The organism is Hymenobacter terrigena (assembly GCF_054776515.1).
This window is the reverse complement of the sequence record NZ_BAAHBU010000003.1, coordinates 222892-245831: the sequence shown is the minus strand read 5'-3', so window position 1 is coordinate 245831 and position 22940 is coordinate 222892. Positions and strand designations below refer to the sequence as shown.

The window sequence follows — 22940 nt, the reverse complement described above, 5'->3', positions numbered from 1 at the left end:
CATGCAAGCATCTTTACTCGCCGGCCGCTGGCGGGGCCCATTGTCGGCTTTTTTGCTGATTGCCAGCTATTCGGCCCGGGCGCAGAACGAGCCCATTAAGTTTGGGGTGATTGATAGTCGGGAGCTCACAGCCGCGCCGTTTGTGGCCGATAGCGCGGCCTCGGCCGTGGTGCTGTGCGACTTTGGCCGCTCGCGCCTGAAGGGCCAGGGCGGCAATTTCCAGGTGGTTTTTGAGCGGGTAACGCGCATCAAAATTCTTAAAAAGCCCGGCTACGAGTACGCCACCGTCGAAATCCCGCTCTACCATCGCGACAACGACCAGGAAAAGGTTTCGAACCTGCGGGGCTTCACCTACAACCTGGAGAACAACGCCGTGGAGAAAACCCGGCTCGAAACCAGCGGGGCGTTTCTGGAAAAACGCACGCCCACCATCAGCGTGCAGAAGTTCACGCTGCCCAATGTGCGGGTGGGCTCGGTGGTAGAATTCGCCTATACCCTGACCTCGGATTTTCTGTTCAACTTTCAGGACTGGACGTTTCAGCGTGACATTCCCGTGCGCTGGAGTGAGTATCGGGTGAGCATTCCGTCGTTTTACCGCTACAAAATCCTTTACCAGGGCGCACAGGCTTTCGCCGTGAACAAGGCCACAGTGGGCTCGACCAACCTGGTGCTCGACAATAAAATCCCTTCGGGCGGGGGCCTGAGCTCCGGCCAAACCACAGGCACTCTCAACATCAACGCGCCCACCGAGGAGCACACTTGGGCGCTGAAAGACGTGCCAGCCTTCAGCGAAGAGCCATTTATGACCACGGCCGGGGACTACGTGGCCCGGCTCGACTTTGAGCTGACCGGCGAGCAGTGGCCCGACGCGCCCTACCACGACCTGACCGGCACCTGGGAGAAAATCAACGCCCGCCTGCTGGCTGATGAGGATTTTGGCGGCCGTTTGGGCCACATTGGCTTCATGCAAAGCCAACTGGAAGGCCTGGCCACCAAATACCCGGCTATTACGGACCGCGCCGCCGCCGTACGCCAACTGGTGATGGCCGCCGTGCGCTACGATGGCACCGACCGCTACTATGCCTCCGAGCCGCTGCGCAAGGCCTTTGATGCCCACCGCGGCACCGCGGCCGACGTGAACCTGCTCCTCATTTCGGCCCTGCGCGAGGCCGGCATTGAGGCCCAACCGCTGCTGTTGAGCACGCGTAACCACGGTGCCGTGAGCAAGGAATACCCGCTGCTGGAGCGCTTTAATTATGTGGCCGCGCTGGTACCGCTGGCCGATGGCAAAGACCTGCTGGTGGATGCCACCGAGCCCCTGCTCCCGTGCGGCGTGCTGCCCCAGCGCTGCCTCAACCGGGTGGCCCGCCTCATCACCAAAAACCCGGCAGAAAGCCGCTGGGTGGACCTCACTCCCACCCAGCGCCGTGTACGCTACCAGCAGGTGGCCTTGGTGCTGGATGCACAGGGCGGCCTCACGGGCAAGGTGCACGACGAGCACGGCGGCTACGCCGGGGCTGAGGCCCGCGCCCAGCTGGCCGGCCAGGGCGAGAAAAAATACCTTGCCGCCACCGCGCAGCGCCACGACAACTGGACGCTGAGCAAGCCCACTCTGACCCAGGCCGACAACGTAGCCAAGCCCCTGGTACTGGAATACGAATTCGCGCAGCCCGCTGAGGGCGCGGCGACTACCGGCTCAATTTACCTGAGCCCGCTGAGCGAGTTCGGCATTGGCCAAAACCCGTTTCGGCGCGAACAACGGGACTTTGCCGTCGACTTTGGCATTCCGCAGGACGAAACCCTGGTCATCAACCTGACGCTGCCCGCTGGCTACGAGTTAGCCGCCGTGCCCAAGCCCGCCGTGGTGGAGCTGCCTGATGGCGGCGGCCGCTATATGTGCAGCGTGGCGGCCACGCCGGGGGCAGTGACGCTCACCAGCCGCCTTACGCTGCGCAACACCGTGTACAGTGCCGCGCAATACCCCAACCTGCGCGAGCTCTACCGCCTGCTGCTGGAAAAGCAGGGCGAGAAGCTCATCATTCAAAAGAAAGCCGGCAGCTAAACGGCGGCGCTTTTTCTGCAATCAATTCCCCTTAACCTTTCCTGACCCGCTTTCTATGAAGCACTCCTTACGCTATCCGGCGGCGTTGGCCGCCCTGGTACTGGCCAGCCTCACGGCCCAGGCCCAGACCGAACCCATCAAATTTGGCAAGCCCGACCCCAAGGACTTCACGCCCGCCCCGTTCGTGGGCGACTCGGCCGCGGCGGCAGTGGTGCTCTGCGACTACGGCACCACCAACTTCCAGTACAACAACAACGATTTCCAGCTGATATCGGAGCGTACTACGCGCATTAAAATTCTGAAAAAAGCCGGCTACGACGCGGCTACGGTGGAAATCCCGTTGTACCACCGCGGCGAAAATCAGGAGAAAATATCGAGCCTACGGGGCACCACCTACAACCTGGTGAATGGCCAGGTGGTGAAAACCAAGCTGGACGGCACTAACACTTTCACCGAGAACGTAAATTCCAACGTGCGGGTGCGCAAGTTTACGATGCCCGATGTGCGCGAGGGTTCGGTGATTGAGTACAACTACACGGTGATTTCTGACTTCCTGTTCAACTTTCAGGACTGGACGTTTCAGCGCGGAATTCCGGTGCGCTGGAGCGAATTCCGGGCCAGCATTCCAGAGTATTTCCACTACAAGATGCTGCAACAGGGCTACCACGCGCTGGCCGTGCAGTCGAAGAGTGAGGGTGTAATGCAATTTACGGTGCACACGGCCGGTGGCGCCACGGGCGGCGGCTTCTCCGCTTCGCGTCAGTCGGCCTCCAGCGATGCCGTTTCGGCGAACGTTACCAACTATAACTGGGCGATGAAGGACCTGCCCGCTTTCCGCGACGAGCCGTACATGACCACGTCGGAAGATTACCTGGACCGCATCACCTTCCAGCTGGCCGGCGAGCAGTTCCCGGGGGGGCCCTATCAGAATGTATCCGGCACCTGGGCCAAAATCGACGAGGAACTGCTGAGCAGCGACAACTTTGGCGGGCAGCTTGACCGAGGAGGCTTTTTGAAGGACCAGGTTGTGCCACTCGTGGCGAAATACCCCGACCTCTCGGCCCGCGCCGCCGCCGTGCGCGAGGTGGTGATGGCCGCCGTGCGCTACGACGGCACCAATCATTACACCACCACGGCATCGCTGCGCAAGGCATTTGATGCGCACCGAGGCACCTCGGCCGACGTGAACCTGCTGCTCATCGCGGCCCTGCGGGCGGCGGAAATTCCGGCCCATCCGCTACTGCTGAGCACCCGCAGTCACGGCCGCGTAGACCAAAACCAGCCCATGCTGTCGCGCTTCAACTACGTGCTTGCGCTGGTGCCGCTGGCCAATGGCAAGGACCTGCTGGTGGATGCCACCGAGCCGCTGCTGCCCTGCGGCGTGCTGCCCGACCGCTGCCTCAACCAGGCCGGACGGCTCGTGATGAAAAAGGCCGAAGACGGCCGCTGGGTCGAGCTCACCCCGGCCCAGCGCTACGTGCATTACCAGCAGGTGGCCCTTACGATGGATGCTAAAGGTGGCCTCACCGGCAAAGTGCACGAGGAGCACGGCGGCTACGCCGGAGCCGATGCCCGCCAGGAACTAAGCACCCTGGGCGAGAAGAAATACCTGGCCAAGGTAACCCGCCCCCACAGCAGCTGGACAGTGCCAAAATTTGTTGTGACCGAACGCGAAAACGTGGACAAGCCGCTGTCGCTCGATTACGAATTTACGCAGCCTGCCGACGATAACGCCACCGCCGACCAACTCTACCTGAGCCCGTTGCGCGAATTCGGCGCCGAGCAAAACCCTTTCCGACACGACGACCGACTGTTTCCCGTGGACTTTGGCGCGCCGCAGGATGAAACCACGATGGTGACCCTGACCCTGCCCGCCGGCTACGAACTGGCCGAACTGCCCAAGCCCGCCATTATAGACATGCCCGAGGGCGGTGGGCGCTTCATGTACACCGTCACGCCCACGGCGCCCGGCGTGGTGCAGCTCATGAGCCGCATGAGCCTGCGCAAGCCCGTGTACGCGGCCGAAGAATATGCGCAGCTCCGCGAGTTCTACCGCCTGATGCTGGAAAAGCAGAACGAGCGACTGATTATCAAGAAGAAAGCTTAACCGGCTATTGAGGTCATTTTAGCTACCCTGATTTTTATCTGATGAAAGCCCTGCTTTCTTTCCTGGCCGTGCTGCCACTTGGCAGCTTCCTGATGCGCCCGGCCGCGCCCGCGCCCAAATACGCAGTGGCCGATATTCCGGCAGCCCTGCGCGAAGGCGCCAACGCCGTAGTTCGGGCCGACGACGAAGTGGTGACCGTGAAATCGGCCAGCCGGCTGGTGCACACCGTGCACCGCGTGGTGACGGTGCTCAGCGATGGCGGCGACGACCTCGGCCGCCACATGGTGAGCTACGACGCCCTGAATTCGCTGAGCTACCTGCGCGGGGCCGTGTACGATGCCGACGGCCGCCTGCTGCACCAGCTGCGCGCCGCCGAAATCCACGACCAGGGCGTAGGCGACGCGGGCGGCAGCTTCATGACCGACGTGCGGGTGCGCTACGCCGACCTGCGCCAGCCGCAGACGCCCTACACGGTGGAGTTCGACTACGAAATCGTGTCCGACAACACCTTGTTCTACCCCAGCTGGCAGCCGCAGGAAGCCGAGGGCGTGGCCGTACAGGCCGCCACGCTGCACGTGGTGACGCCCAGTGCGCTGCCCCTGCGCTACCAGGAGCGCCGACTGCCCGCCGGCGCTGCCGTGGTACACACCACCGTCGGCAGCCAGGAAACCTATGAGTGGACGCTGGCCAACCTGCCGGCTATGGACGAAGAAGAGGCCGCCCCGCCCCTTGCCTCCCTGACGCCAGCCGTGGCGCTGGCCCCCGGCGCCTTTGAGGTGCAAGGCCATAAGGGCACCTGCGCCACCTGGCAGGGCCTGGGCCAGTGGAGCTACGAGCTGAACGCCGGCCGCGACGTGCTGCCGCCTGCCACCCTGGCCAAGGTGCAGGAGCTGGTGCGCAATGCCCCCGATGCCCGCACCCGCGCCCAGCGCGTGTACGAAATGCTGCAGGGCAGCACCCGCTACATCTCGGTGCAGCTGGGCCTGGGCGGCTGGCAGACCTTCCCGGCCAGCGCCGTGGCCAGCAGCGGCTACGGCGATTGCAAAGCCCTGAGCAACTACACCAAAGCTTTGCTGGCCGCCGCCAACGTGCCCGCCTACGTGGCCCTGGTAGGCGCCGGCTCCAACCACGGCGACCTGCACGCCGACTTCCCCAGCTCGCAGTTTAACCACGCCATTCTGTGCGTGCCGCCGGCTAAGGGCGGCCTGACCGATACGCTGTGGCTGGAATGCACCAGCCAGACCAATGCCTTCGGCTACATGGGCAGCTTCACCGGCAATCGGCACGCGCTGCTGCTCACGCCCGAGGGCGGCAAGCTGGTAGCTACGCCCCGCTACAGCACCGCCGAAAACCGCCAGGTGCGTCGCCTCGACCTGTTTCTCGACGCCACGGGCAACGCCACGGCCACGGCCCGCACGCTGCGCACCGGCCAGGAGCAGGACCTTTACGCCCAATTGCTGCACGAGCTGGGGCCGGTAGAACAGAAAAAATACGTCACCGACCACCTCAAGCTGCCTACTTTCACCCTCACCAAATTTAACCTGGCCGCAGCACCGGCCGGCCCGCTGCCGGGCGTGGTCGAAAACCTGGCGCTGGCATTGCCGGGCTTCGCCCCGCCCAGCGGCAAGCGCGTGTTCATCAACCCCAACCTGCTGAGCCGGATGCCCGCCCTGCCCGCGCAAGTAGGCGAGCGCCAGGCCGACCTGTGGCTCGACCACGCCAGCCTGCACGCCGACACCGTTCGGCTGCACTTGCCCGCCGGCTTCCATCCCGAAAACCTGCCCGCTCCCGTGCAGCTTAGCACCGCCTACGGCACCTACGTCAGCCAGTACGCCACCCTGCCCGATGGCACTGTGCAGTACATCCGCCGGCTGGAGCTGAAGCGTGGCCACCTGCCCAAAACCGCTTACGCCGACTACCTCGATTTCCGCCGCAAAATCAGCGTGGCGGATAAGATGCAGGTGGTGTTGCTGAAAACGGAAAGCTAAGACCTCGCCTGTCATTGCGAGTGGAGCGCAGCGCAACGCGGCAATCCGTCCTGTCAAAATCAGACCCACTCTTTTACCAGAAAGCTCCGGTACTCTATTGTACCGGAGCTTTTTTATGATAAAAAGTCATTGTCACATTATTAGGCTGGTCGCTGAGAGAGGACGGGTTGCCGCGTTGCGCTGCGCTCTACTCGCAATGACAGCCGAAGCCTAAAATTTCACCCGCAACTGTGCTTTTACTTCGCCGCGCAGCGAGCCCTGAATGGATTCGAGGCCCGTGCCCACCACATCCTGGTGGCGGTAGCGGGTTTCAGCGTAGCGCAGCCACAGCGTCATGGCGCGGTTGATGCGAATTTCGGCCAGGCCGTAGATGCGCGTGCCCTGGCCGTAGAGGGCCGGCACCGATACGGCCAGCTGCACATCCTGCTCGAACACGTACTGGCGGGAGTCGTAGTCGTCGGCGTCGAAAATGGAGTAGCGGGCCGTGAGCTTGAGGGTGCGGTTGAACTGGTAGCCCACGTCCTGGGCCAGCACGTAGCCGCTACGCCAGGCCAGGCCGTCGTCGTCGCGCAGGCGCAGGGCCTGCATGCGGGTGCGCAATTCCAGTTGCGGCGAAATGGCCGTGTTGTAGTACACCAAAATGCTCTGGCGCAGCTGCTCGCCGGGCAGCGGCAGGGCGCGGTTGGGGTCGAGGTTGAGGAGGTCGGCGCTGGCCAGGTCGCGGGGCTTGAGGCGCTGGCGCAGCTGCACGTAGAGCAGGCTGGTTTTGGTGGGCGTGTAGGCAATGCGCACAAGGGCGTCGTGGCCGTCGGTGGGGGCGCTGGCGCGGTAGCGCAGCCACGGGAAGCGGAACTGGTCGTAGTAAGCCGAGATTTCCCAGCGAGCCACGGGGCGCACTTTCAGTCCGATGTAAACGCCCGTTTCGTTGATGTTGCGGGTGTTTTCGCTGAACGCGTTGCCGTAGAGGGTATGAAAGTCGGAATCATAGTGCCGCACCAGCAGGGCCGCGTCCACGCTGGAGCCGAGGCTGGCCAGCAGGCCGTTCACGGTGCCCAGGCCACCACCGGTGCTGCGCGCCGTTTCGCCAAACAGCAGGAAGTTGCGGTACACGTAGCTGTAATTCAGGCTCAGGGCCAGGTTTTCGCGGCCGCTAAACTCGAAGTGGTTATACGGTTCGGGGCGCTTGAGAATGGGCGTGCCGTAGTGCGTGAACACGCCGGTGGCGCCGATGGCCAGGTTGCCATCGCGGCTGGTGTAAGTGGCATTGCCGCCCCCGATAGTTTCGGCCAGCCGGTGCCGGTTGGCAATTTCCGAGGCTGTGCGGTGGAAGCCGGTGTAGAGCAAGCCCGAAGTGAATTCGTCGTACTGCGCCAGCGAATCCTGGCTTTGCTGGAGGTTGGCGTCCACGTTCTTGTGCGACACAAAACCCGTGACCTGCACCGTGGGCGCCACTTGGTACTTGGCCGCCCCGCCCCGAAAAAACGAGTTTTCGAGCAGCGACGAATACGCCCGTACGCCCACCGACGAGCGCCGCAGGGTGGTAATCGTTTCCGCGCCCTTGCCCACGCCCAAGCCCGACGACAGCAGCAGGCCCTGCCCAAATTGCAGCTGGTAGTCGCCCAGCGCCAGCGCTTTCAGCTTGCCCCGCTCCTGAATGAGCAGGTGCGCCGACACGTAATCGGCCCCAAACTGCCCGTTCTTAGGATTCCACACCAGGGGCTCGCCGGCGTCCTTTTCCATCGAAAAGCCCACGCTGAAATCCTTGGTGTGACTCACCCGGTAGCGAATCAGCATCTTATCGGCCGAGCCGAGGTAGCGCGTAGTGGGCTGGCCCTGGTAGAGCGTGGGCGGCGTGTAGCCCTGCCGCTGCTGCAGCACCCGCTCGTAGCGCAGGTACAGGGCGTTATTATCCTCGCGGGCAATGCGCTGCCAGAGAGTGCCGCGGCTGGAATTGGCCCCGCCCGCCTGCACACTCACAAAGGGCAGAATGCGGTTTATCGTGCGCAGGTCGTAGCCCTCAATGCTTTGCAGCTCATACACGCTCAACAGGTCGCCGTTGGCCTGGCGATGGTTGAGCAGCGTGGTTATCTGATTTTCATTGAGCAGCAGCAGCGAACGCAGCTCTTCGCGGGTCGCGGTGTTGAGGTTGATAGGCGTTTGGTAATACTGGAGCAGCGTCTCGTAGAGGTCCTCGTAAGGCACTTCATCCGATTGGATTTCGGCAAATAGCTCCTGCGTCAGGCGGTCCAAATCCGGGGTGCGGCGCACGTAGTCTTGGCCTTTGGCGGCCTGCCCCATGAGCAAGGCTCCGCAAACCGTGAGCCCGGCCAACCCATTTCGCAGGTTGAAACCAAGGCGTAAGCGTAGATTTTTCCGCATTACTTCCCGCCCCACGATTTACTCACGCTTACGTGCTGGCTGAAACCCAGTGCCTGCTGAAACGCGGCCGCGTAATCAATCTGAAACGCACCCGCCAGCACGCCAATGCCCGCGCTGGCCTGCTCGGTGAGCGAGGCTAGGCCCAGGCGGGCGGCCAGCACCGGCACCGGCCGGTATTCCAGTCCGACCTTGAAATTGGCGGCGCGCTCCACGTCCTTTTCGGTTTCGACCAGCAGCAGCACCTGGCTGCCGGGACGGTAGGCCAGGCCGGCCTTGAGGATGGTGGGTACCCGCTCGTCCTGGTAGCTGGCCAGCTTCGTCTGGCTGAGGTTGTAGAGCGAAGCGCCGAAGCTGAGCCGCCGGGGCACGATTTCAATCTGCCCGCCCAGCGTGCCGAGCACCACGCGCCGGCTGCCCAGGCCCTCGATGCTCACTTGCAGCACATCGGCCCGCGCCCCCAGGCTGATTTGGCCGAAGCGGTAGGCGTAGCCTGCGCCCACGCGGGTTTCGTTATAGAGCACACCGCCGAAGCGCTGCGCCTCAAAGGCCACCACGCCGTTGCGCGCCCAGGTAGGCGTAGCCGCGGGGCTCAGCGACGGTGCGGCGCCTTCCGCGCCGGTCATTACGCCGCCCGCATCGGGGGCAGTGGTGCGGCCCAGGGGCAGTGCTACCGTGAGCGCGCCCACATTCAGGGCCGAGCTGAAATAGCGGTTTTCAGCATAGAAACCCACGCTGGGCCGCTGGATTTCGCTGATGCCGGCCACGTTGTTGCCCATGCTCCACACCTCGCCGGCAAGGGCCACCGAGGCGTTGCTGAGCGCGGCGGCGCGGGCGCCGCGCACGCCGGGACCGCTGCCCTGCGCCCACGCCGCCGCTCCTGGTATCAAGACGGAGACGACGATAAAAAAGCAGAAAGTAGAAATATATTTAGGTAAACCGTGTTTCATAACGGTAAGGTAGCACCTCGGCTGCGATTGGCTCAATCCGGTCCGAAATTATTTTGCTGGCCCGCGTGGTTAAGCATTCCGGCACTACTGCCGAACTTGCTATTCTATGCCCCGCTCCTTCTCTGCCGCGCCCCGCCGCGAAACCATTGCTTACCGAAATCAATCCCTCAGCTACACCCTCGTGTTCCGGTCGCGGCGCACCATCGGCTTCGCCGTGCGGCCCGATGGCAGCGTGCACATCAGCGCCCCGGCCGGCACCTCGCCCGAGTGGGTGGCCCAGCAAGTGCTGAAAAAAGCCGACTGGATTCTGAAGCACCAGGAAGCGTTTGCCAATCGGCCCGCCCCCGCTCCCACCCGGCATTTTGAGGCGGGCAGCACCCATTACTACCAGGGCCAGCCTTATCAACTGCGCTTTACCGAAGCCCGCCGGGCCGCGGTAACGGTAGAAGGCGACGAATTAATCATGGCCACGCCCGCGCCTCTCACTTCGGCGCAGGCCGAAGCGTTGCTCCACGCTTGGTACGCTCGTCAGGCCGGGCCGCTTTTCGCTGAGTCGCTGGTGCGGGTGTGGCCGCGCTTCGCGGAGTTCAAACTGACCCGTCCTACCCTCTCTGTGCGCCAGATGCGGACGCGCTGGGGAAGCTGCACGCCGCGCTCGGCCCGTATTCGCCTCTCGCCGGAACTGGTGCGCGCCCGCCCCGAGTGCCTCGACTACGTGCTGCTGCACGAGTGCTGTCACCTGCTGGTAGGCGACCATTCCAAGGCTTTCTACGACCTGCAAACGCGCCTGCTGCCCGACTGGAAACGGTGGAAAGCCGAGCTGAACGCGCTGCCGAAGTAGCTCCTGTTTTTCTCTTGGCTATGTTATCCCGCTTCTTTCGCGCCCTCTTTCTTGGCCTCGTCTGGTTCTACCAGCGCTTTATTTCGCCGCTCACCGCGCCGAGCTGCCGCTACGCGCCCACGTGCTCGGTGTATGCGGTGCAGGCCATCAACAAGTACGGGCCGTGGCGCGGCGGGTGGCTGGCGCTGCGGCGCATTGCCAGCTGCCACCCCTGGGGCGGCCACGGCTACGACCCCGTACCCTGAACGGCAGCTTGCGTATAGGCAGGCTCACCTGTTGTTATACGTTAAATGCGCTTTATTCCCCTCGTGCCGGCCGCGTTGGTCCTGATGCTCACCGCAGCCTGCTCCCAGGCTCAGTCCGATAAAACCACCGATTCGCCCCCGAGCGCGGGGAGTGATATGCCCAAGGGTGGCGACCGCCGCAAGAACAAGGACGCCGCCGCCGAAATCGTCGGCCTCAGCAAAGTTGGCTCCCTCAAAGGTGTGGTGCCCGAAAGCTCGGGCCTGGCCCCCGCTCCGGAAAGCGGCAACTATTTCAGCTTCGGCGACGACGGCAACTCGCCCACACTCTACGAAATCAGCGGCACAGGCCAGCTTATTCGCACCATCGACGTGCCAGCCACCAACACCGACTGGGAAAGCCTGAGCCGCGACGGCAGCGGCAACTACTACATCGGCGACTGCGGCAACAACGAAAGCCAGCGCCGCGACCTGAAAATCTTCAAATTCCGGCCCGACAGCCCCAAGTCCGTCGGCACCATCGCCTTCAGCTACCCCGACCAGCGCGAGTTTCCGCCCAAGAAAAAGCAGCGCAATTTTGACTGCGAGGCCAGTCTCTGGCACGATGGCCAGGTATGGCTTTTCACCAAAGACCGGGGCCAGGACCGCACCAGCAACGTGTACACCGTGCCCGACCAGCCCGGCACCTACACGGCCAAGAAAATCACCGGCCTGGCCATTCCCGGCCAGGTAACCGATGCCGCGCTGCGTGCCGACGGCCACCGCCTGGTGCTGCTGGGCCGGGGCGAGCTGTTTATTCTCGACGGCAATTCCTGGGCTGAAATTCTGAAAGCCACGCCCCGGCAGGTGTCGCTGGCCGGGGCCGGGCAGACGGAAGGCGCAGTTTTCAAGAACGACAACACGCTGCTCATCAGCACCGAGAAGGGGGATTTGTACGAGTATAAGCTGCCCTAACCAGCTGCATTATCGGATAAGCAAAAGCGGTTTCGCAAGGTTGGACGTCATGCCAAGCCTTGCGAAACCGCCTTTTTTATGCGGCGGAAACTACGCGCGGGGCTGGTCCAGGCCGGGCGTGGGCTGTGGGTCGCCTTCCTTGCCCAGGTCGCGCGGGGCGTAGCCGTAGGGGTTTTCGGGGTCTTTGCCGGCCCGCCACAGCACCCAGATACCAATGAAAATCAATGGGATGCTCAGCAGCTGGCCCTGGTTGAACAGGTGGCCGTTTTCAAACGCTACCTGGTTCTCCTTCAGGTACTCGCCCAGAAACCGCTGGATGAACAACAGCACCACAAACAGGCCGAACAGCTGCCCGCGCGGCGTGCGCTCCTTGGTGCGGTTCCACATCGAATAGAGCAGAATGAGCAGGAAAATGCAGAACAATGCCTCGTAAATCTGGGTGGGGTGGCGCGGCACGGCCATGGGTGCTTCGGGTGCTACGGGCGTGCCTTCGGCCAGCAGGCGGTAGCTGGTGGTGCCGTCCTGAAAGCGCACGGGCTCAGCGGCCACCTGCACGGCCCCGGCCGGCAGCGGGCGCGTCACGGGCAGCAGGTGGTCGGCATCGCGCGGGAAGGTGAAGGCCCACGGCGCGCTGGTGGGCTTGCCCACGATTTCGGAGTTCATCAAGTTGCCGGTGCGGATGCAGGCCCCGCCCAGCGCCACCACAATCACAATGCGGTCGAGCACCCACAGATAATCGAACTTGTTGTTGCGCGCAAACAACCAGCAGGCCAGCAAGATGCCAATGGTTGCGCCGTGGCTGGCCAGCCCACCCTGCCAGATTTTGAATACCACCATCGGGTCGGCTTTCAGGGCATCGAAATCATAGAACAGCATGTGTCCCAGCCGCGCCCCCACAATGGTGCCGATGAGCATGTAAATCGTAATCACATCGACCCACTGCGGCGACACCCGCTCCGAACGGTAGATGTGCGTGAGGATAAACGTGCCGACCACGAAGGGCAGCATGAAAAACAGCCCGTACCAGCGCAGCGTGACCGGCCCGAGGTGAGCAATGATGGGGTTGACGTTCCAAAGAATGGCGTCGAGAGAAGGAAGCATGCGAGCGAAAATGAAATAGAAGGCCAAAGGTACTCAGCCCCCGGCTTGGCACCGGGCAGCGAAAAATGCAGGTGCCGTCAGCGCGGGGCGGGCGCGCTGGCCGTCACCGGCGCGCCTCCCGACGCCAACGCCGGGCCGTCGCCGCCCAGGACCAGCACCAGTGCGCCGAGCAGCAGGGCGTAGGCGGGCCGGCGTATCCAGTTTGGTAGTCCGGCCTGGTGGCTGTGGGAAGTCAGCCGGGTCTGTACGCGGCTGTAGAAAAACGGACGGGGCTGCGCCAGTGGCTGGTGGCGCAGCTGGCCTATCAGGTCCTCCCATTGCTGGTCGGTATCGGGGCGGGCATCGAAATTAGACATGGCGAAAAGACGGCTGAACGTGTTTGCGGAGGGTTTGCCGGGCGCGAAACAACAGGGATTCGACAGCGGCCACGGTGGTGCCGAGCACGGCCGCTATTTGCTCGTAGCTCAGCTCCTGCTCGTGGCGCAGCGTGAAGGCCACTTGCTGCTGGTCGGGCAGGCGGGCAATGTGGGCCAGCAGTAGCTGAAACTGCTGCTGGCCCTCTAGCAGCGTGAGCGGGTGGGCGTGGTCGGGCGGCTCGTGCAACACCTCATTGCCGAAGCCCAGCAGGCTGGTAAAGAAAGCCAGGCGCTTTTTGGCCTGGGCCCGGCGGCGGTTTTTCAGCGCCCGGGACGTAGCCAGGCGGTAGAGCCAGGTGCTCAGCGCCGCATCGCCCCGAAACCGGCCGATGGTTTGGTACACTTCCACAAATACCTCCTGGGCCACGTCTTCCGCTTCTTCGGGGTTGCGCAGCAGCGAAAACGCCGTACGGTACACGCGCGTCTGGTACCGCTCGACCAAGGCGCGAAACGCGGCCTCGCTCCCGCCCTGCAGCTGCGCTATCAGGTCGGCCTCCGCCTCGACAGCCGGGCTAATCGAGGCGGCGCAGGTGGACGTTTCAGGCGTGAGAAACAGCGGAATGGTGTAAGCCACAGGTGCCGGAATTGAGAGTTGGAAACACGACTTTGCAACGCCCAAATCGGCCCGCTAATGCGCCCATTGAAGTTGCACAGGGTTAGGACCATGCAACGCTGAAAACTTGCGCCGCCCCTTATACCTTTTAAGCCACGCCCTGATTATCAGTGCATAGCTTTTCAATCCCGACGTTTCCGGCCCGGCGCAAGCTGAAATACAAGCTACAGCGCCGCCAGCTCTTCGCTGAATCCGCCGCTGAGAATCGGAAACCGCAGCCAGGAGCGTGGGTCCACGTTGTAATCATCGAGATGAAACGAGGGCGCATACCGCTCACGCTTCCACTGGTTGCGGCTCCAGAGGCTGTAGAAGCGGCGTACGAAGGCTTTCAGTTGCTCGTGGTCGAAACCGGTGTTTTCTGCATCCAGCGCGGCCAGCACCTGCTTCGGGCTGAGACGGTCGTAGAAGGCCAGTCGCTCGATGCGGTTGAGCAGGGTGTAGGGCATGAGGTCGCGCTCATCGGTCTGCTTGTCTTCGAGCGGGCGCAGCTCGGCGGTGGGTTGCAGGGCGTTGACGTGGCGCAGGGCCGCGTATCCTAATTCGGTTTCGGCCCAGCGCAGCCACTTTTTCACAAAGTCCTTGTCCACGCCCGCGATGGGCGAGATGCTGCCGGCCGTGTCGCCGTCCATGGTGCAGTAGCCCACGCTGGCCTCCGAGCGGTTGGAAGTGGTGATGAGCAGGCAATTCTGCACGTTGGCCAGCAGCCAGATGCCGGGGGCCCGCACCCGCGCCTGAATGTTTTGCAGGGCCAAATCGTCGGTTTGCCAGGTCAGCTTCCGGCCCAGCGCGCCCTGGATTTTGCCCACGTACCCGGTCACCTCTTCGTCGATGCCCCAATTATAAAACCGCGCCCCCATGCTATCAGCCAACTCTTTGGCCGAGTTGAAGGTGTCATCCGAAGAATTAACGGTGCCTTGGTAGGCGCAAGTCAATAATTGCCGCACCAGCTGCTGGTTGGTACTCAAGTCACTTGCCGCCTCCGGCGTTTCCACAACCTGCGCGGCGCTGCCGCCCGCTCCGGCTTGCTGCACCACGGTTTCACCCGCCGCCGGGAAGCAGCCGCTGCGCCGCTTAAACTCGTCCAGGCCCAGTTCCGCCACGCCCAGACGTACCATTTCGGCCACGCCCACGGCGCAAAAACAGGAGTCGGCCCCGCCGCTCAAACTCAGCACGAAGCCCTTGCTCCGGGCCTTGCGCAGGTAATCAAACAGGCCCAGGCTCATGGCCTGGTTCAACTCCTTGTATTCATCGGGTGCGGGCAACGGCACGATTTCCGCCGCCGGCTCCGGCTTGGTCGTGAAATCCACGTCCACCCACTCCAAATCCACTTCCTTGAAGCTCAGCAGCTGGTTGCGCCTCAGCAAATGCCCGTTGCGGGCCACCAGAATTTCGCCATCGAAAATGATGCGGCCGGCCTCGTTGCCCAGCAGATTGGCGTAGAGATAGGTGCAGTCGAACGTGCGCGAAGCCTTCATTACCAATTGGTAGCGCACATCGGTTTTGCTCATCGCGAAATGGCTGGCCGAAGGGTTCACAATCAAATCCACCTTGCCCATCAGCCGGCAGGCCGGCCGCACATTATCGGCCCGCCAGGCATCCTCGCAAATCTCGAAGCCGAAGCGCACGCCCTGGTGCTCAAAAATGAGGTCGCCCAGCGGCCACGTCTCCCCTTCCCAGCTCACGGTGCTGGTTTCGCCCGCTACCCACGGCACGAAAAATCGGGTTTCGTAATGCACGCCGTCATTGGCCAGAAATTGCTTGGCCGCGAAGCCCAGAATCTGGCCATCGCGCAGCACCGCTGCCGTGTTATACGTGCGGCCCGGCAGGCGCACCGGCAGCCCCACCACCACGCAAATGCCCTGCGTCCATTCGCGCACCTTTTGCAGGTGGGCCAGCGCCGCCTCGGGCATCCAGTTGCTCAGAAACAGGTCCTCACAGGCGTAGCCAGTCAGGCACAGCTCGGGCAGACACAGCAGCTCCACGCCCGCACTTTTGGCCTGCTCAATGGCCGTTTGAATGTTGCGAAGGTTATTTTCCCAGTCAATGGGAATCTGGTTGAGGGCAGCTCCGGCGATGCGCATTAGCAGGGTTGAGTTTTGAATGTTGAGGGTTGAATGAAGTCAGTCAAACGCTTCGATTAGTAGCAACGGCAGCTAAGCCACATGGTTTTTTGAAGCAGCACTTTTACTACACCTAGCTATTCCCTGCCGTTATCTCACTCAGCATTCAACCCTCAAGTTTCAACCCTTTTATCAAGCTACTCCCAACTCCGTCAGGGCCCGCTCGGCGGCCAGCTGTTCCGCCTGCTTCTTGCTCAGGCCCATGCCGGTGGCCACCACTTCCTCATCCAGCAGCACGTTGGCGGTGAATTCCATCATGCCGCCCGGCCGGGCCTCGCCCGTGATGTCGTAGCGCAGCGCTTTGCCCTGGCGCTGCGCCCACTCCACCAGCTTGCTTTTGAAGTTGGCCGTGGTGGTGGTGAGCGTGTGCACATCCACAAAGCCCTTCACGAGGCGCGTAAGGATGAACTTCCGGGCTGCTTTATAGCCCAAATCCAGGTATACCGCCCCTACCAGTGCCTCCAGTGCGTTGCCGTTCACGGAGCGCGAGCGGGCGGCGCGGCCCTGCGCAGCATCCAACTGCACCAGCTTATCGAGGCCCAGCTTGAGGGCGATGCCATTCAGACTTTCGCGGTTCACGATGCGCGAACGCACCTCCGTTAGGAAGCCTTCCTGCTCGTAGGGGTATTTTTTGAACAGGTATTCGGCCACCACCGTGCCCAGTACGGCATCGCCGAGGAACTCCAGCCGCTCATTGGTTTGGTGCCGGCCGATGGCCGGCTGCTGCCGCACCGCCGATGAGTGCGTGAACGCCAGCCGATACAATTGGGCATTTTTGGGCGTCTGGCCCGTCACGGTGGCTACCGCCTGCCGAAACGATTTATCAGACGCGAAAAAACGGGAAACGAAACCAAGCAATGGAAAGGATTTTAAGGATTCGGCAGAAAAGAAAGCCCAAAAAAGAACGTCATGCTGAGCGTAGCCGAAGCATCTCTACCGCAATACTAAATCAAACAGAATGATTAGTTGCAAGGTAGAGCTGCTTCGGCTACGCTCAGCATGACGTTCGAAAAACTGTTAGCTGACAACGTCGACCTACAGCTTGCGGAAAATCACCGAGGTGTTGTGACCGCCAAAACCAAACGTGTTGCTCATGGCCACGCGCACTTCGCGGGGCTGCGCCACGTTCGGCGTGAAGTTCAGCGCCTGGTTGATTTCCGGGTCAGGCGTATGCAGGTTGATGGTGGGGGGCACCATGCTGTTGTGCATGGCCAGCAGGCAGGCCACAGCCTCGATGCCGCCGGCGCCGCCCAACAGGTGGCCGGTCATGCTTTTGGTCGAGGAAATATTCAGCTTCTCGGCGTGTTCGCCAAAAACCTGCTCGATGGCCTTGATTTCGGCGCCGTCGCCCAGGGGCGTACTGGTGCCGTGGGTGTTGATGTAGTCCACGTCGGTGGTGGCAATGCCGGCGTCGCGCAGGGCATTTTTCATCACCAGCACCACGCCGCTGCCGCTGGGGTCGGGCGCGGTAATGTGGTAGGCGTCCGACGACATGCCGCCGCCAATAAGCTCGGCGTACATTTTGGCACCACGCGCCTTGGCGTGCTCGTATTCTTCGAGCACCAACGCGCCGGCACCTTCGCCCAGCACAAAGCCGTCGCGGTCCTTGTCATAAGGCCGCGAGGCCGAGGCCGGGTCGTCGTTGCGCTCGCTCATGGCCTTGAGGGCGTTAAAGCCGCCCACGCCCGATTCGGTGATGGCCGCTTCGGAACCGCCCGTAATCACGGCATCGGCCAGACCGAGGCGGATGTTGTTGAAGGCGGCAATGATGGCGTCGTTCGACGAGGCACAGGCCGACGTCGTCACGAAATTCGGCCCGCGGAAGCCGTTTTTGATGCTGATGTTGCCCGACGAGGAGTCGGCAATCATGCGCGGGATGAAGAAGGGCGAGTACCGGGGCGTGCCGTCGCCGCGCTCAAACTGGAAGCATTCTTCCTGCAACGATTTCAGGCCGCCGATGCCGGAGCCCCAAATCACGCCCACGCGGTCTTTGTCGACGCCGCTTTCCAGCAGGCCCGAGTCGGCAATGGCTTCATCGGAAGCCACCACGGCGAACTGCGTGAACAGGTCCATTTTGCGGTGCTCCTTGCGGTCGAAGAAATTGTCGGCTTCGTAGCCTTTCACTTCGCAGGCAAAGCGGGTTTTGAACTTGGTGGGGTCGAAGCGCGTGATGGTGGCCGCGCCGCTGGCGCCCGTGCGCAGGCCTTCCCAATAAGCCGGGGCAGTATTGCCCAGCGGTGTGATGGCTCCAAGGCCGGTAACGACAACCCGTCGGATGGACGACATAAGTCAGGCGCCAGGGGCGCGAAAGGTGAAGCGGGATGAAACAGCAAAACCGGCCGGCGGCTAGCCGGCCGGTATGCGCAGAACTTAGGGATTCATTCCAGGCAAAACGCGGAAGTCGGGTAAAGATTATTTACGCAAATTGCTCGTCGTGCTCAGAATGAGGAGAAACTACTTAGCGTGCTCTTCGAGGTAGCTGATGGCTTGGCCCACGGTACCGATGTTCTCGGCCTGGTCGTCGGGGATGCTCACGTTGAACTCCTTTTCGAACTCCATAATCAGCTCGACGGTATCCAACGAGTCAGCACCCAGGTCGTTGGTGAAGCTTGCTTCGGGGGTAACCTCGGAGGCTTCAACGCCCAGTTTATCAATAATAATGGCCTTTACTTTTTCTGCGATTTCAGACATTTCCGTGGGGGTTTAGGGAAAACTACGGCGCAAAGTAACGAGAGAATTTTCATCTAACCCACGGCCGCGCTTTCGAAATGCGGGTACAACATTATGGCGACGGCCCGTTGCGGGCCGTAGCTTTGCCGCTTCCCGCCCGCGGGTGCCCCTTTTGTGGCCGCTATGAAAACCTTCACCCTGGATGTTGACTATGAGTGCGACTTTGCCCTGTTCGGGCTGGTGAGCAGCACCCGCGACTATACGCTGGCCTGGACGCTGAACCGTGCCCTGCGCCTGCGCCTCGTCAAACAACCCGAATTGCTGTTAAACCTCTTCAGCCAGGGCCGGCTGGTGTTCACGCACTACCTGCACGCCACCGAGAGCCTCACGCTGCGGCTGTTGCGCAACCGCTCCATTGCCCCGTCCAGCCTCAAAAAGCCCTACCTGGCCCCTGATATCAAGGAATACGACTACCTGCTGGCCGTAACCAACGGCAGCGGTCACCTGGCCGACGACGAAATTCTCCAGCGCCTCACCGCCCTCGACGCTGTGCAGTACGCCTGCCAGTTCGACCCGAATTCGCTCAAGTACAAGGAGAATCTAATTCTGTGATGGCCGGGGCCGAGGCAGCACCGCGGTTTGCTTTATCGAAATAAACCAGAGCGCCTACGTGCTCAACAAGGCCAGAAACAAACGTTTGCCCCAAAAAACTCCTGTTAAGTACGGCGGCAAACGGTAGGCTTTTCGGTTTAATTAAACGACTTTTGCGGCGGCGGGTGCCGTAGCCAGCCCCGCCAAAGGCTAAAAGCTTGCGTGCCGCGCCAGCGTCCCCTTCTGCTTTAGGAGGGGAGTTTTTTTGTTCCGACATTTCATCATACCGCATGGAAACTCCCAGCTCATTTAACAAAACTAAAATTGTGGCCACCGTGGGCCCCGCTTCCAACACGTATGAGCGCCTCGGCATTCTCATGCGCGAAGGCGTGGACGTATTCCGGCTCAACTTCTCGCACGGCGCTTACGAGGAGCACCTGTCGGTAATCAACACGGTGCGGCGGTTGAACAAGGATATGCGGACGTCGGTGGGTTTGCTGCAGGATTTGCAGGGGCCGAAAATCCGCTTGGGGGAAGTAGAAGGCGGCGGTGTTGAAATCAAAGCCGGCGACAAAATTAAGCTCGTGTGCGGCGAGAAGGAAATCAGCACGGCCACGCGCCTGAGCACCATTTACCTGGGCTTGGCCCGCGACGTGAAAGCCGGCGACATGATTCTCATCGACGACGGCAAGATTGAGCTGAAAGTGCTGGCCACCGACCGCGACAAAGAAGTGGACGTGGAAGTTGTCTACGGCGGCCTGGTGAAGCCCCGCAAGGGCATCAACCTGCCCGACTCGGAAGTATCGGCCCCGTCGATGACCGAGAAGGACATTGAAGACTTGAAATTTGGTTTGGAGCACGACGTGGACTGGGTGGCGCTGAGCTTCGCCCGCAAGGCCGACGACATCCGCTTCATCAAAAAGCTGATTGCCGAGGCCGGCAAAACCACCCGCGTGGTGGCCAAGATTGAAACGCCCGACGGCCTGCGCAACATCGACGAAATCATCGCCATCACCGATGCCGTGATGGTGGCCCGCGGCGACCTCGGCGTGGAAGTGAAGATGGAAGAGGTGCCAATGGCCCAGAAGATGATTATTGCCAAGTGCAACGCGGCCGGCAAGCCCGTCATCGTGGCCACCCAGATGATGGAGTCGATGATTACGGCCCCGCGCCCCACCCGCGCCGAAACCAGCGACGTGGCCAACGCCGTGCTCGACGGTGCCGACGCCGTGATGCTCTCCGCCGAAACCGCCGTGGGTGCCTACCCCGCCGAGGTGATTCGCTCGATGGTGGGCACCATCCTGAGCGTGGAAAGCCGCAGCCCGCAGCTGTTCCATAAGTGGTGGCCCGTAGACCCCAAAGGAACCAACTTCATGGCCGACAGCATCCTGTCGGCCTCGTGCCACCTGGCCAAAAACACGGGCGCTAAAGCCATTACCGGCATGACGCACCACGGCTACACCGCCTTCCAGCTGGCCAAGTACCGCCCCAAAGCCAACATCTTCATCTTCACCGACAACCGCCCCCTGCTCACGGCTCTGAGCCTGGTATGGGGCGTGCGCGGCTTCTACTACGACCGCCTCGTGAGCACCGACAGCACCGTGGCCGACATCCGCTACGTCCTCACCACCACCGGCCACCTAGAGGCCGGCGACGTGTACATCACCACCGGCTCGATGCCCATTCAGGACCGAGGCAAAGCCAACATGGTGAAGGTGAGCATCGCCTAAATAATGCCTCTGGCACATTGGCCGGATACGAAAAGAGCCCGCTGCGAAAGTAGCGGGCTCTTTTTTGTGGTAACTGTCGGGTTATTCGTGGGTCAGCTTCCAGGTGGCGGTAGCGCCGTCGGGGCCGGTGAGGTGCAGCAGGTAGAGGCCCGCGGGCTGCCCGGCCAGCGGCACGGCTACGGCCGTCTGGCCGGCGGGCACGGGCGCGCTCCACACAGCGCGGCCCAGCGCATCGGTCAGGCGCACGGAGGCCCCGGAGTGGGCGGGCGTGGCCAGCGTGAGCGTAGCCGCTTCGGCGGCGGGGTTGGGGTGCAGCGTAGCGATAGCGGCTGCCTGGGCAGCACGGGTGGGCAGCAGGTTGACGAAGCTGGAGGGGCTGCCGCAGGTGGTGGTAGTGCCGTTCCGGGTACGGCGATAGTAAGTGATTGCAGTACTTCTGCTTCTTATAGCCCCCAAACCGAGGTCTGGTGAAAAACATACCAAGGGGTCAATATCAGGAAGCCGCCCAAAGGTATTGTCATTAGCTCCATACGTAAAAAGCTGGTCGTACACTATCTGTTGGTTTCCGGTGCACCCGCTTCCCCCGGGCTGTATCTGAACAATGCCACGGCTCAGAAAGACGCTGCCGCCGTTCATGCGGTATTCCCCTGTCAGCATGGGCATATCCGCAAATTGGTTTGATTTGCCAGTACTCAGCGACAAGGCCCAGCGGTTGGTTGCAATGCCACTGTAGTAAACGCCTGGAGTTGCAGAACAGCCAGGAGCTCCAACGCTAAGGTTTTCCGTTCGGCTCTGTTCCCGGAAGGTGTAAATGAGCGAGTCTCCCACTTGGCTGCGCGTTAAGAACCGGCGCAGAAAGCGTACTTGCGAGCATTCGAAGGGCGTGATGACAATGGGAAAAGCCTGGTAGCCTATTTCGTCGCCCGGCTGCAAATCAAACAAGCGCAAAGGGCTGTAGGGCGATTGCGCCACCGTAGCGGGCAGTTGCGTAGCCACCCATTGCCGCGGGCTGCCGTTAAGTGTCAACCATTGTGGCCCTTCTATTAGCCCATAATTCTGGCTTAGCCGTATCACCGGCCCCGTGCTCAGGGTTATGGTGGCCACCATATCAGACTGGCCATTGACCGTTTGCAAGCCCCGGCTGGTCAGCGTAGCAGTAATATTTGATGCCGCGTTGGCGACCCAAGTGCTGGCCACGGCGGCCTGCGGGCGCAATAGCAGCGACGTAGCCGATTGCGCAGTTCCTTCCGTTACGGTTTCCAGGGTGTATTCTGTGGAGCCCGGCTGCCAGCGCAGGCGCTGACCAAACAAGTTGTTGCGGCTCTTGCGGAATCGGCCGTAAAGTCCTTCCGCGGGTACCTGGCCCGTCGTCTCGCGCAGCACTCGGTTGAATGCCCAAGCCGAATCACCCGTAGCTGTCACATAAGCCGAATCGAGCCGCAAAGTGTAAGTACCGACTGTAGTGTAGGGGCCGGTGCTAGTGCTGCCCGGCACTTCATACGTGTAAATCAGTCCCGGCCGAAACGGCCGCCACGCCTGCTGCGCACTGGCACCCAAGGCAATAAACGAGAACAGCGCGGCCAGTAAAGGCCGCGCCCAGGGGTAGGCGTGTTTCATGGTGCGGGGGTAGTTGATGTGGAATACTGCCCGTAAGGTAAGCACTCAGCCCAAATACTCCCAGATAAATCAATATTGCCCTACCAGAAAACCTTTTTTACACGCAAAAAGCCCTGCTCAACATTGAGCAGGGCTTTTTGTAAGGAGCGCGAGACCAGACCTTGGGGCGGCGCAGTCTGGCCTCGCTAGGCTCGTCTCGCACTAGAGCGCGTTGACGAGCTTTGTCAGCTTGCTTTTGTTGTTAGCAGCTTTGTTCTTGTGGATGATGTTCTTCTTGGCCAGACGGTCCAGCATCGAGGTCACCTTTTTCAGCAGCTCTTGGGCGGCCGTTTTGTCGGTCGTCGTACGGAGCTTTTTGATAGCCGTGCGGGTGGATTTGTGCTGGTAACGGTTCAACACGCGCTTGGCTTCGTTGCTGCGGATGCGTTTGAGGGCCGACTTATGGTTTGCCATGAGCAGGAAATATATAAAAGCGTTGTGCTTGAGTTCTGTGTTTGGGAGGGCAAAGGTACGAATCCGTCCGACAAATTCAAATCCTGCCGCCAAAAATCTTGAGGCAAAG

The 22940-nt window shown here is 61.8% G+C and carries 19 protein-coding genes; 8 read left to right on the top strand and 11 right to left on the bottom strand.

What is annotated here, in order from left to right; translation table 11 throughout:
* The first annotated feature begins 1 nt into the window (after position 1).
* The 3 genes from ACYU7Q_RS14175 to ACYU7Q_RS14165 are packed head-to-tail and all read left to right on the top strand — an operon-like array spanning position 2 to position 6157.
* Positions 2-2062: a DUF3857 domain-containing protein gene (locus ACYU7Q_RS14175; RefSeq protein WP_460610090.1), complete on the top strand. Its 2061-nt coding sequence runs from the start codon at positions 2-4 to the stop codon at positions 2060-2062.
* A gap of 55 nt (positions 2063-2117) precedes the next feature.
* On the top strand, positions 2118-4169 hold the full coding sequence (locus ACYU7Q_RS14170) for a DUF3857 domain-containing protein (protein ID WP_460610089.1): 2052 nt from the start codon (positions 2118-2120) through the stop codon (positions 4167-4169).
* Between the two features lie 41 nt (positions 4170-4210).
* Positions 4211-6157: a DUF3857 domain-containing protein gene (locus ACYU7Q_RS14165; protein WP_460610088.1), complete on the top strand. Its 1947-nt coding sequence runs from the start codon at positions 4211-4213 to the stop codon at positions 6155-6157.
* 210 nt (positions 6158-6367) lie between these two features.
* Here ACYU7Q_RS14165 and ACYU7Q_RS14160 read toward each other — a convergent pair whose 3' ends face one another.
* Positions 6368-8455, bottom strand: coding sequence for a hypothetical protein (locus tag ACYU7Q_RS14160; RefSeq protein ID WP_460610087.1), 2088 nt, complete (start codon positions 8453-8455; stop codon positions 6368-6370).
* Positions 8456-8535: 80 nt separating this feature from the next.
* The gene (locus tag ACYU7Q_RS14155) at positions 8536-9423 is read right to left on the bottom strand and encodes a hypothetical protein (RefSeq protein WP_460610086.1); all 888 of its coding nucleotides are present in this window, start codon (positions 9421-9423) and stop codon (positions 8536-8538) included.
* 166 nt (positions 9424-9589) lie between these two features.
* Between ACYU7Q_RS14155 and ACYU7Q_RS14150 the strand changes: the two genes are divergently transcribed.
* The 3 genes from ACYU7Q_RS14150 to ACYU7Q_RS14140 are packed head-to-tail and all read left to right on the top strand — an operon-like array spanning position 9590 to position 11520.
* Positions 9590-10324, top strand: coding sequence for a M48 family metallopeptidase (locus ACYU7Q_RS14150; RefSeq protein WP_460610085.1), 735 nt, complete (start codon positions 9590-9592; stop codon positions 10322-10324).
* Positions 10325-10344: 20 nt separating this feature from the next.
* Positions 10345-10569, top strand: coding sequence for a membrane protein insertion efficiency factor YidD (gene yidD, locus ACYU7Q_RS14145; protein WP_198066967.1), 225 nt, complete (start codon positions 10345-10347; stop codon positions 10567-10569).
* A gap of 45 nt (positions 10570-10614) precedes the next feature.
* Complete coding sequence (locus ACYU7Q_RS14140) at positions 10615-11520, top strand: hypothetical protein (protein WP_460610084.1); 906 nt, start codon at positions 10615-10617, stop codon at positions 11518-11520.
* Between the two features lie 90 nt (positions 11521-11610).
* Here ACYU7Q_RS14140 and lgt read toward each other — a convergent pair whose 3' ends face one another.
* From lgt to ACYU7Q_RS14105, 7 genes are all read right to left on the bottom strand, one after another.
* Positions 11611-12621: a prolipoprotein diacylglyceryl transferase gene (gene lgt / locus ACYU7Q_RS14135; protein ID WP_460610083.1), complete on the bottom strand. Its 1011-nt coding sequence runs from the start codon at positions 12619-12621 to the stop codon at positions 11611-11613.
* Between the two features lie 77 nt (positions 12622-12698).
* On the bottom strand, positions 12699-12977 hold the full coding sequence (locus tag ACYU7Q_RS14130) for a hypothetical protein (RefSeq protein ID WP_460610082.1): 279 nt from the start codon (positions 12975-12977) through the stop codon (positions 12699-12701).
* On the bottom strand, positions 12970-13611 hold the full coding sequence (locus tag ACYU7Q_RS14125; RefSeq protein WP_460610081.1) for an RNA polymerase sigma factor: 642 nt from the start codon (positions 13609-13611) through the stop codon (positions 12970-12972). The genes ACYU7Q_RS14130 and ACYU7Q_RS14125 overlap by 8 nt, the downstream gene beginning before the upstream one ends.
* A 203-nt stretch (positions 13612-13814) precedes the next feature.
* Positions 13815-15731: a glutamine-dependent NAD(+) synthetase gene (gene nadE, locus ACYU7Q_RS14120; RefSeq protein ID WP_460610080.1), complete on the bottom strand. Its 1917-nt coding sequence runs from the start codon at positions 15729-15731 to the stop codon at positions 13815-13817.
* A 171-nt stretch (positions 15732-15902) separates the two neighbouring features.
* Complete coding sequence (gene rnc / locus ACYU7Q_RS14115; RefSeq protein ID WP_460610079.1) at positions 15903-16628, bottom strand: ribonuclease III family protein; 726 nt, start codon at positions 16626-16628, stop codon at positions 15903-15905.
* A gap of 177 nt (positions 16629-16805) precedes the next feature.
* Positions 16806-18056, bottom strand: a complete 1251-nt coding sequence (fabF, locus tag ACYU7Q_RS14110; RefSeq protein WP_460610078.1) for a beta-ketoacyl-[acyl-carrier-protein] synthase II — start codon at positions 18054-18056, stop codon at positions 16806-16808.
* Positions 18057-18224: 168 nt separating this feature from the next.
* Positions 18225-18461 (bottom strand): acyl carrier protein, encoded by a 237-nt coding sequence (locus tag ACYU7Q_RS14105; protein WP_019948606.1) that lies wholly within the window; start codon positions 18459-18461, stop codon positions 18225-18227.
* Between the two features lie 162 nt (positions 18462-18623).
* Between ACYU7Q_RS14105 and ACYU7Q_RS14100 the strand changes: the two genes are divergently transcribed.
* Both ACYU7Q_RS14100 and pyk read left to right on the top strand, forming a co-directional pair.
* Positions 18624-19052: an IPExxxVDY family protein gene (locus tag ACYU7Q_RS14100; RefSeq protein WP_198066974.1), complete on the top strand. Its 429-nt coding sequence runs from the start codon at positions 18624-18626 to the stop codon at positions 19050-19052.
* A gap of 269 nt (positions 19053-19321) precedes the next feature.
* The gene (gene pyk / locus ACYU7Q_RS14095; protein ID WP_460610077.1) at positions 19322-20761 is read left to right on the top strand and encodes a pyruvate kinase; all 1440 of its coding nucleotides are present in this window, start codon (positions 19322-19324) and stop codon (positions 20759-20761) included.
* A gap of 81 nt (positions 20762-20842) precedes the next feature.
* Here pyk and ACYU7Q_RS14090 read toward each other — a convergent pair whose 3' ends face one another.
* Both ACYU7Q_RS14090 and rpsT read right to left on the bottom strand, forming a co-directional pair.
* On the bottom strand, positions 20843-22378 hold the full coding sequence (locus tag ACYU7Q_RS14090; protein WP_460610076.1) for a T9SS type A sorting domain-containing protein: 1536 nt from the start codon (positions 22376-22378) through the stop codon (positions 20843-20845).
* A 201-nt stretch (positions 22379-22579) separates the two neighbouring features.
* Entirely contained in the window at positions 22580-22831 is a 252-nt protein-coding gene (rpsT, locus tag ACYU7Q_RS14085; RefSeq protein ID WP_168674786.1) for a 30S ribosomal protein S20, read from the bottom strand.
* Between the last annotated feature and the right edge of the window lie 109 nt (positions 22832-22940).

Coding starts and splice junctions, on each gene's coding strand:
- ACYU7Q_RS14175 (WP_460610090.1), top strand. CDS start 2: ATGCAAGCATCTTTACTCGCCGGCCGCTGGCGGGGCCCATTGTCGGCT.
- ACYU7Q_RS14170 (WP_460610089.1), top strand. CDS start 2,118: ATGAAGCACTCCTTACGCTATCCGGCGGCGTTGGCCGCCCTGGTACTG.
- ACYU7Q_RS14165 (WP_460610088.1), top strand. CDS start 4,211: ATGAAAGCCCTGCTTTCTTTCCTGGCCGTGCTGCCACTTGGCAGCTTC.
- ACYU7Q_RS14160 (WP_460610087.1), bottom strand. CDS start 8,455: ATGGGGCAGGCCGCCAAAGGCCAAGACTACGTGCGCCGCACCCCGGAT.
- ACYU7Q_RS14150 (WP_460610085.1), top strand. CDS start 9,590: ATGCCCCGCTCCTTCTCTGCCGCGCCCCGCCGCGAAACCATTGCTTAC.
- yidD (WP_198066967.1), top strand. CDS start 10,345: ATGTTATCCCGCTTCTTTCGCGCCCTCTTTCTTGGCCTCGTCTGGTTC.
- ACYU7Q_RS14140 (WP_460610084.1), top strand. CDS start 10,615: ATGCGCTTTATTCCCCTCGTGCCGGCCGCGTTGGTCCTGATGCTCACC.
- lgt (WP_460610083.1), bottom strand. CDS start 12,621: ATGCTTCCTTCTCTCGACGCCATTCTTTGGAACGTCAACCCCATCATT.
- ACYU7Q_RS14130 (WP_460610082.1), bottom strand. CDS start 12,977: ATGTCTAATTTCGATGCCCGCCCCGATACCGACCAGCAATGGGAGGAC.
- nadE (WP_460610080.1), bottom strand. CDS start 15,731: ATGCGCATCGCCGGAGCTGCCCTCAACCAGATTCCCATTGACTGGGAA.
- fabF (WP_460610078.1), bottom strand. CDS start 18,056: ATGTCGTCCATCCGACGGGTTGTCGTTACCGGCCTTGGAGCCATCACA.
- ACYU7Q_RS14105 (WP_019948606.1), bottom strand. CDS start 18,461: ATGTCTGAAATCGCAGAAAAAGTAAAGGCCATTATTATTGATAAACTG.
- ACYU7Q_RS14100 (WP_198066974.1), top strand. CDS start 18,624: ATGAAAACCTTCACCCTGGATGTTGACTATGAGTGCGACTTTGCCCTG.
- pyk (WP_460610077.1), top strand. CDS start 19,322: ATGGAAACTCCCAGCTCATTTAACAAAACTAAAATTGTGGCCACCGTG.
- ACYU7Q_RS14090 (WP_460610076.1), bottom strand. CDS start 22,378: ATGAAACACGCCTACCCCTGGGCGCGGCCTTTACTGGCCGCGCTGTTC.
- rpsT (WP_168674786.1), bottom strand. CDS start 22,831: ATGGCAAACCATAAGTCGGCCCTCAAACGCATCCGCAGCAACGAAGCC.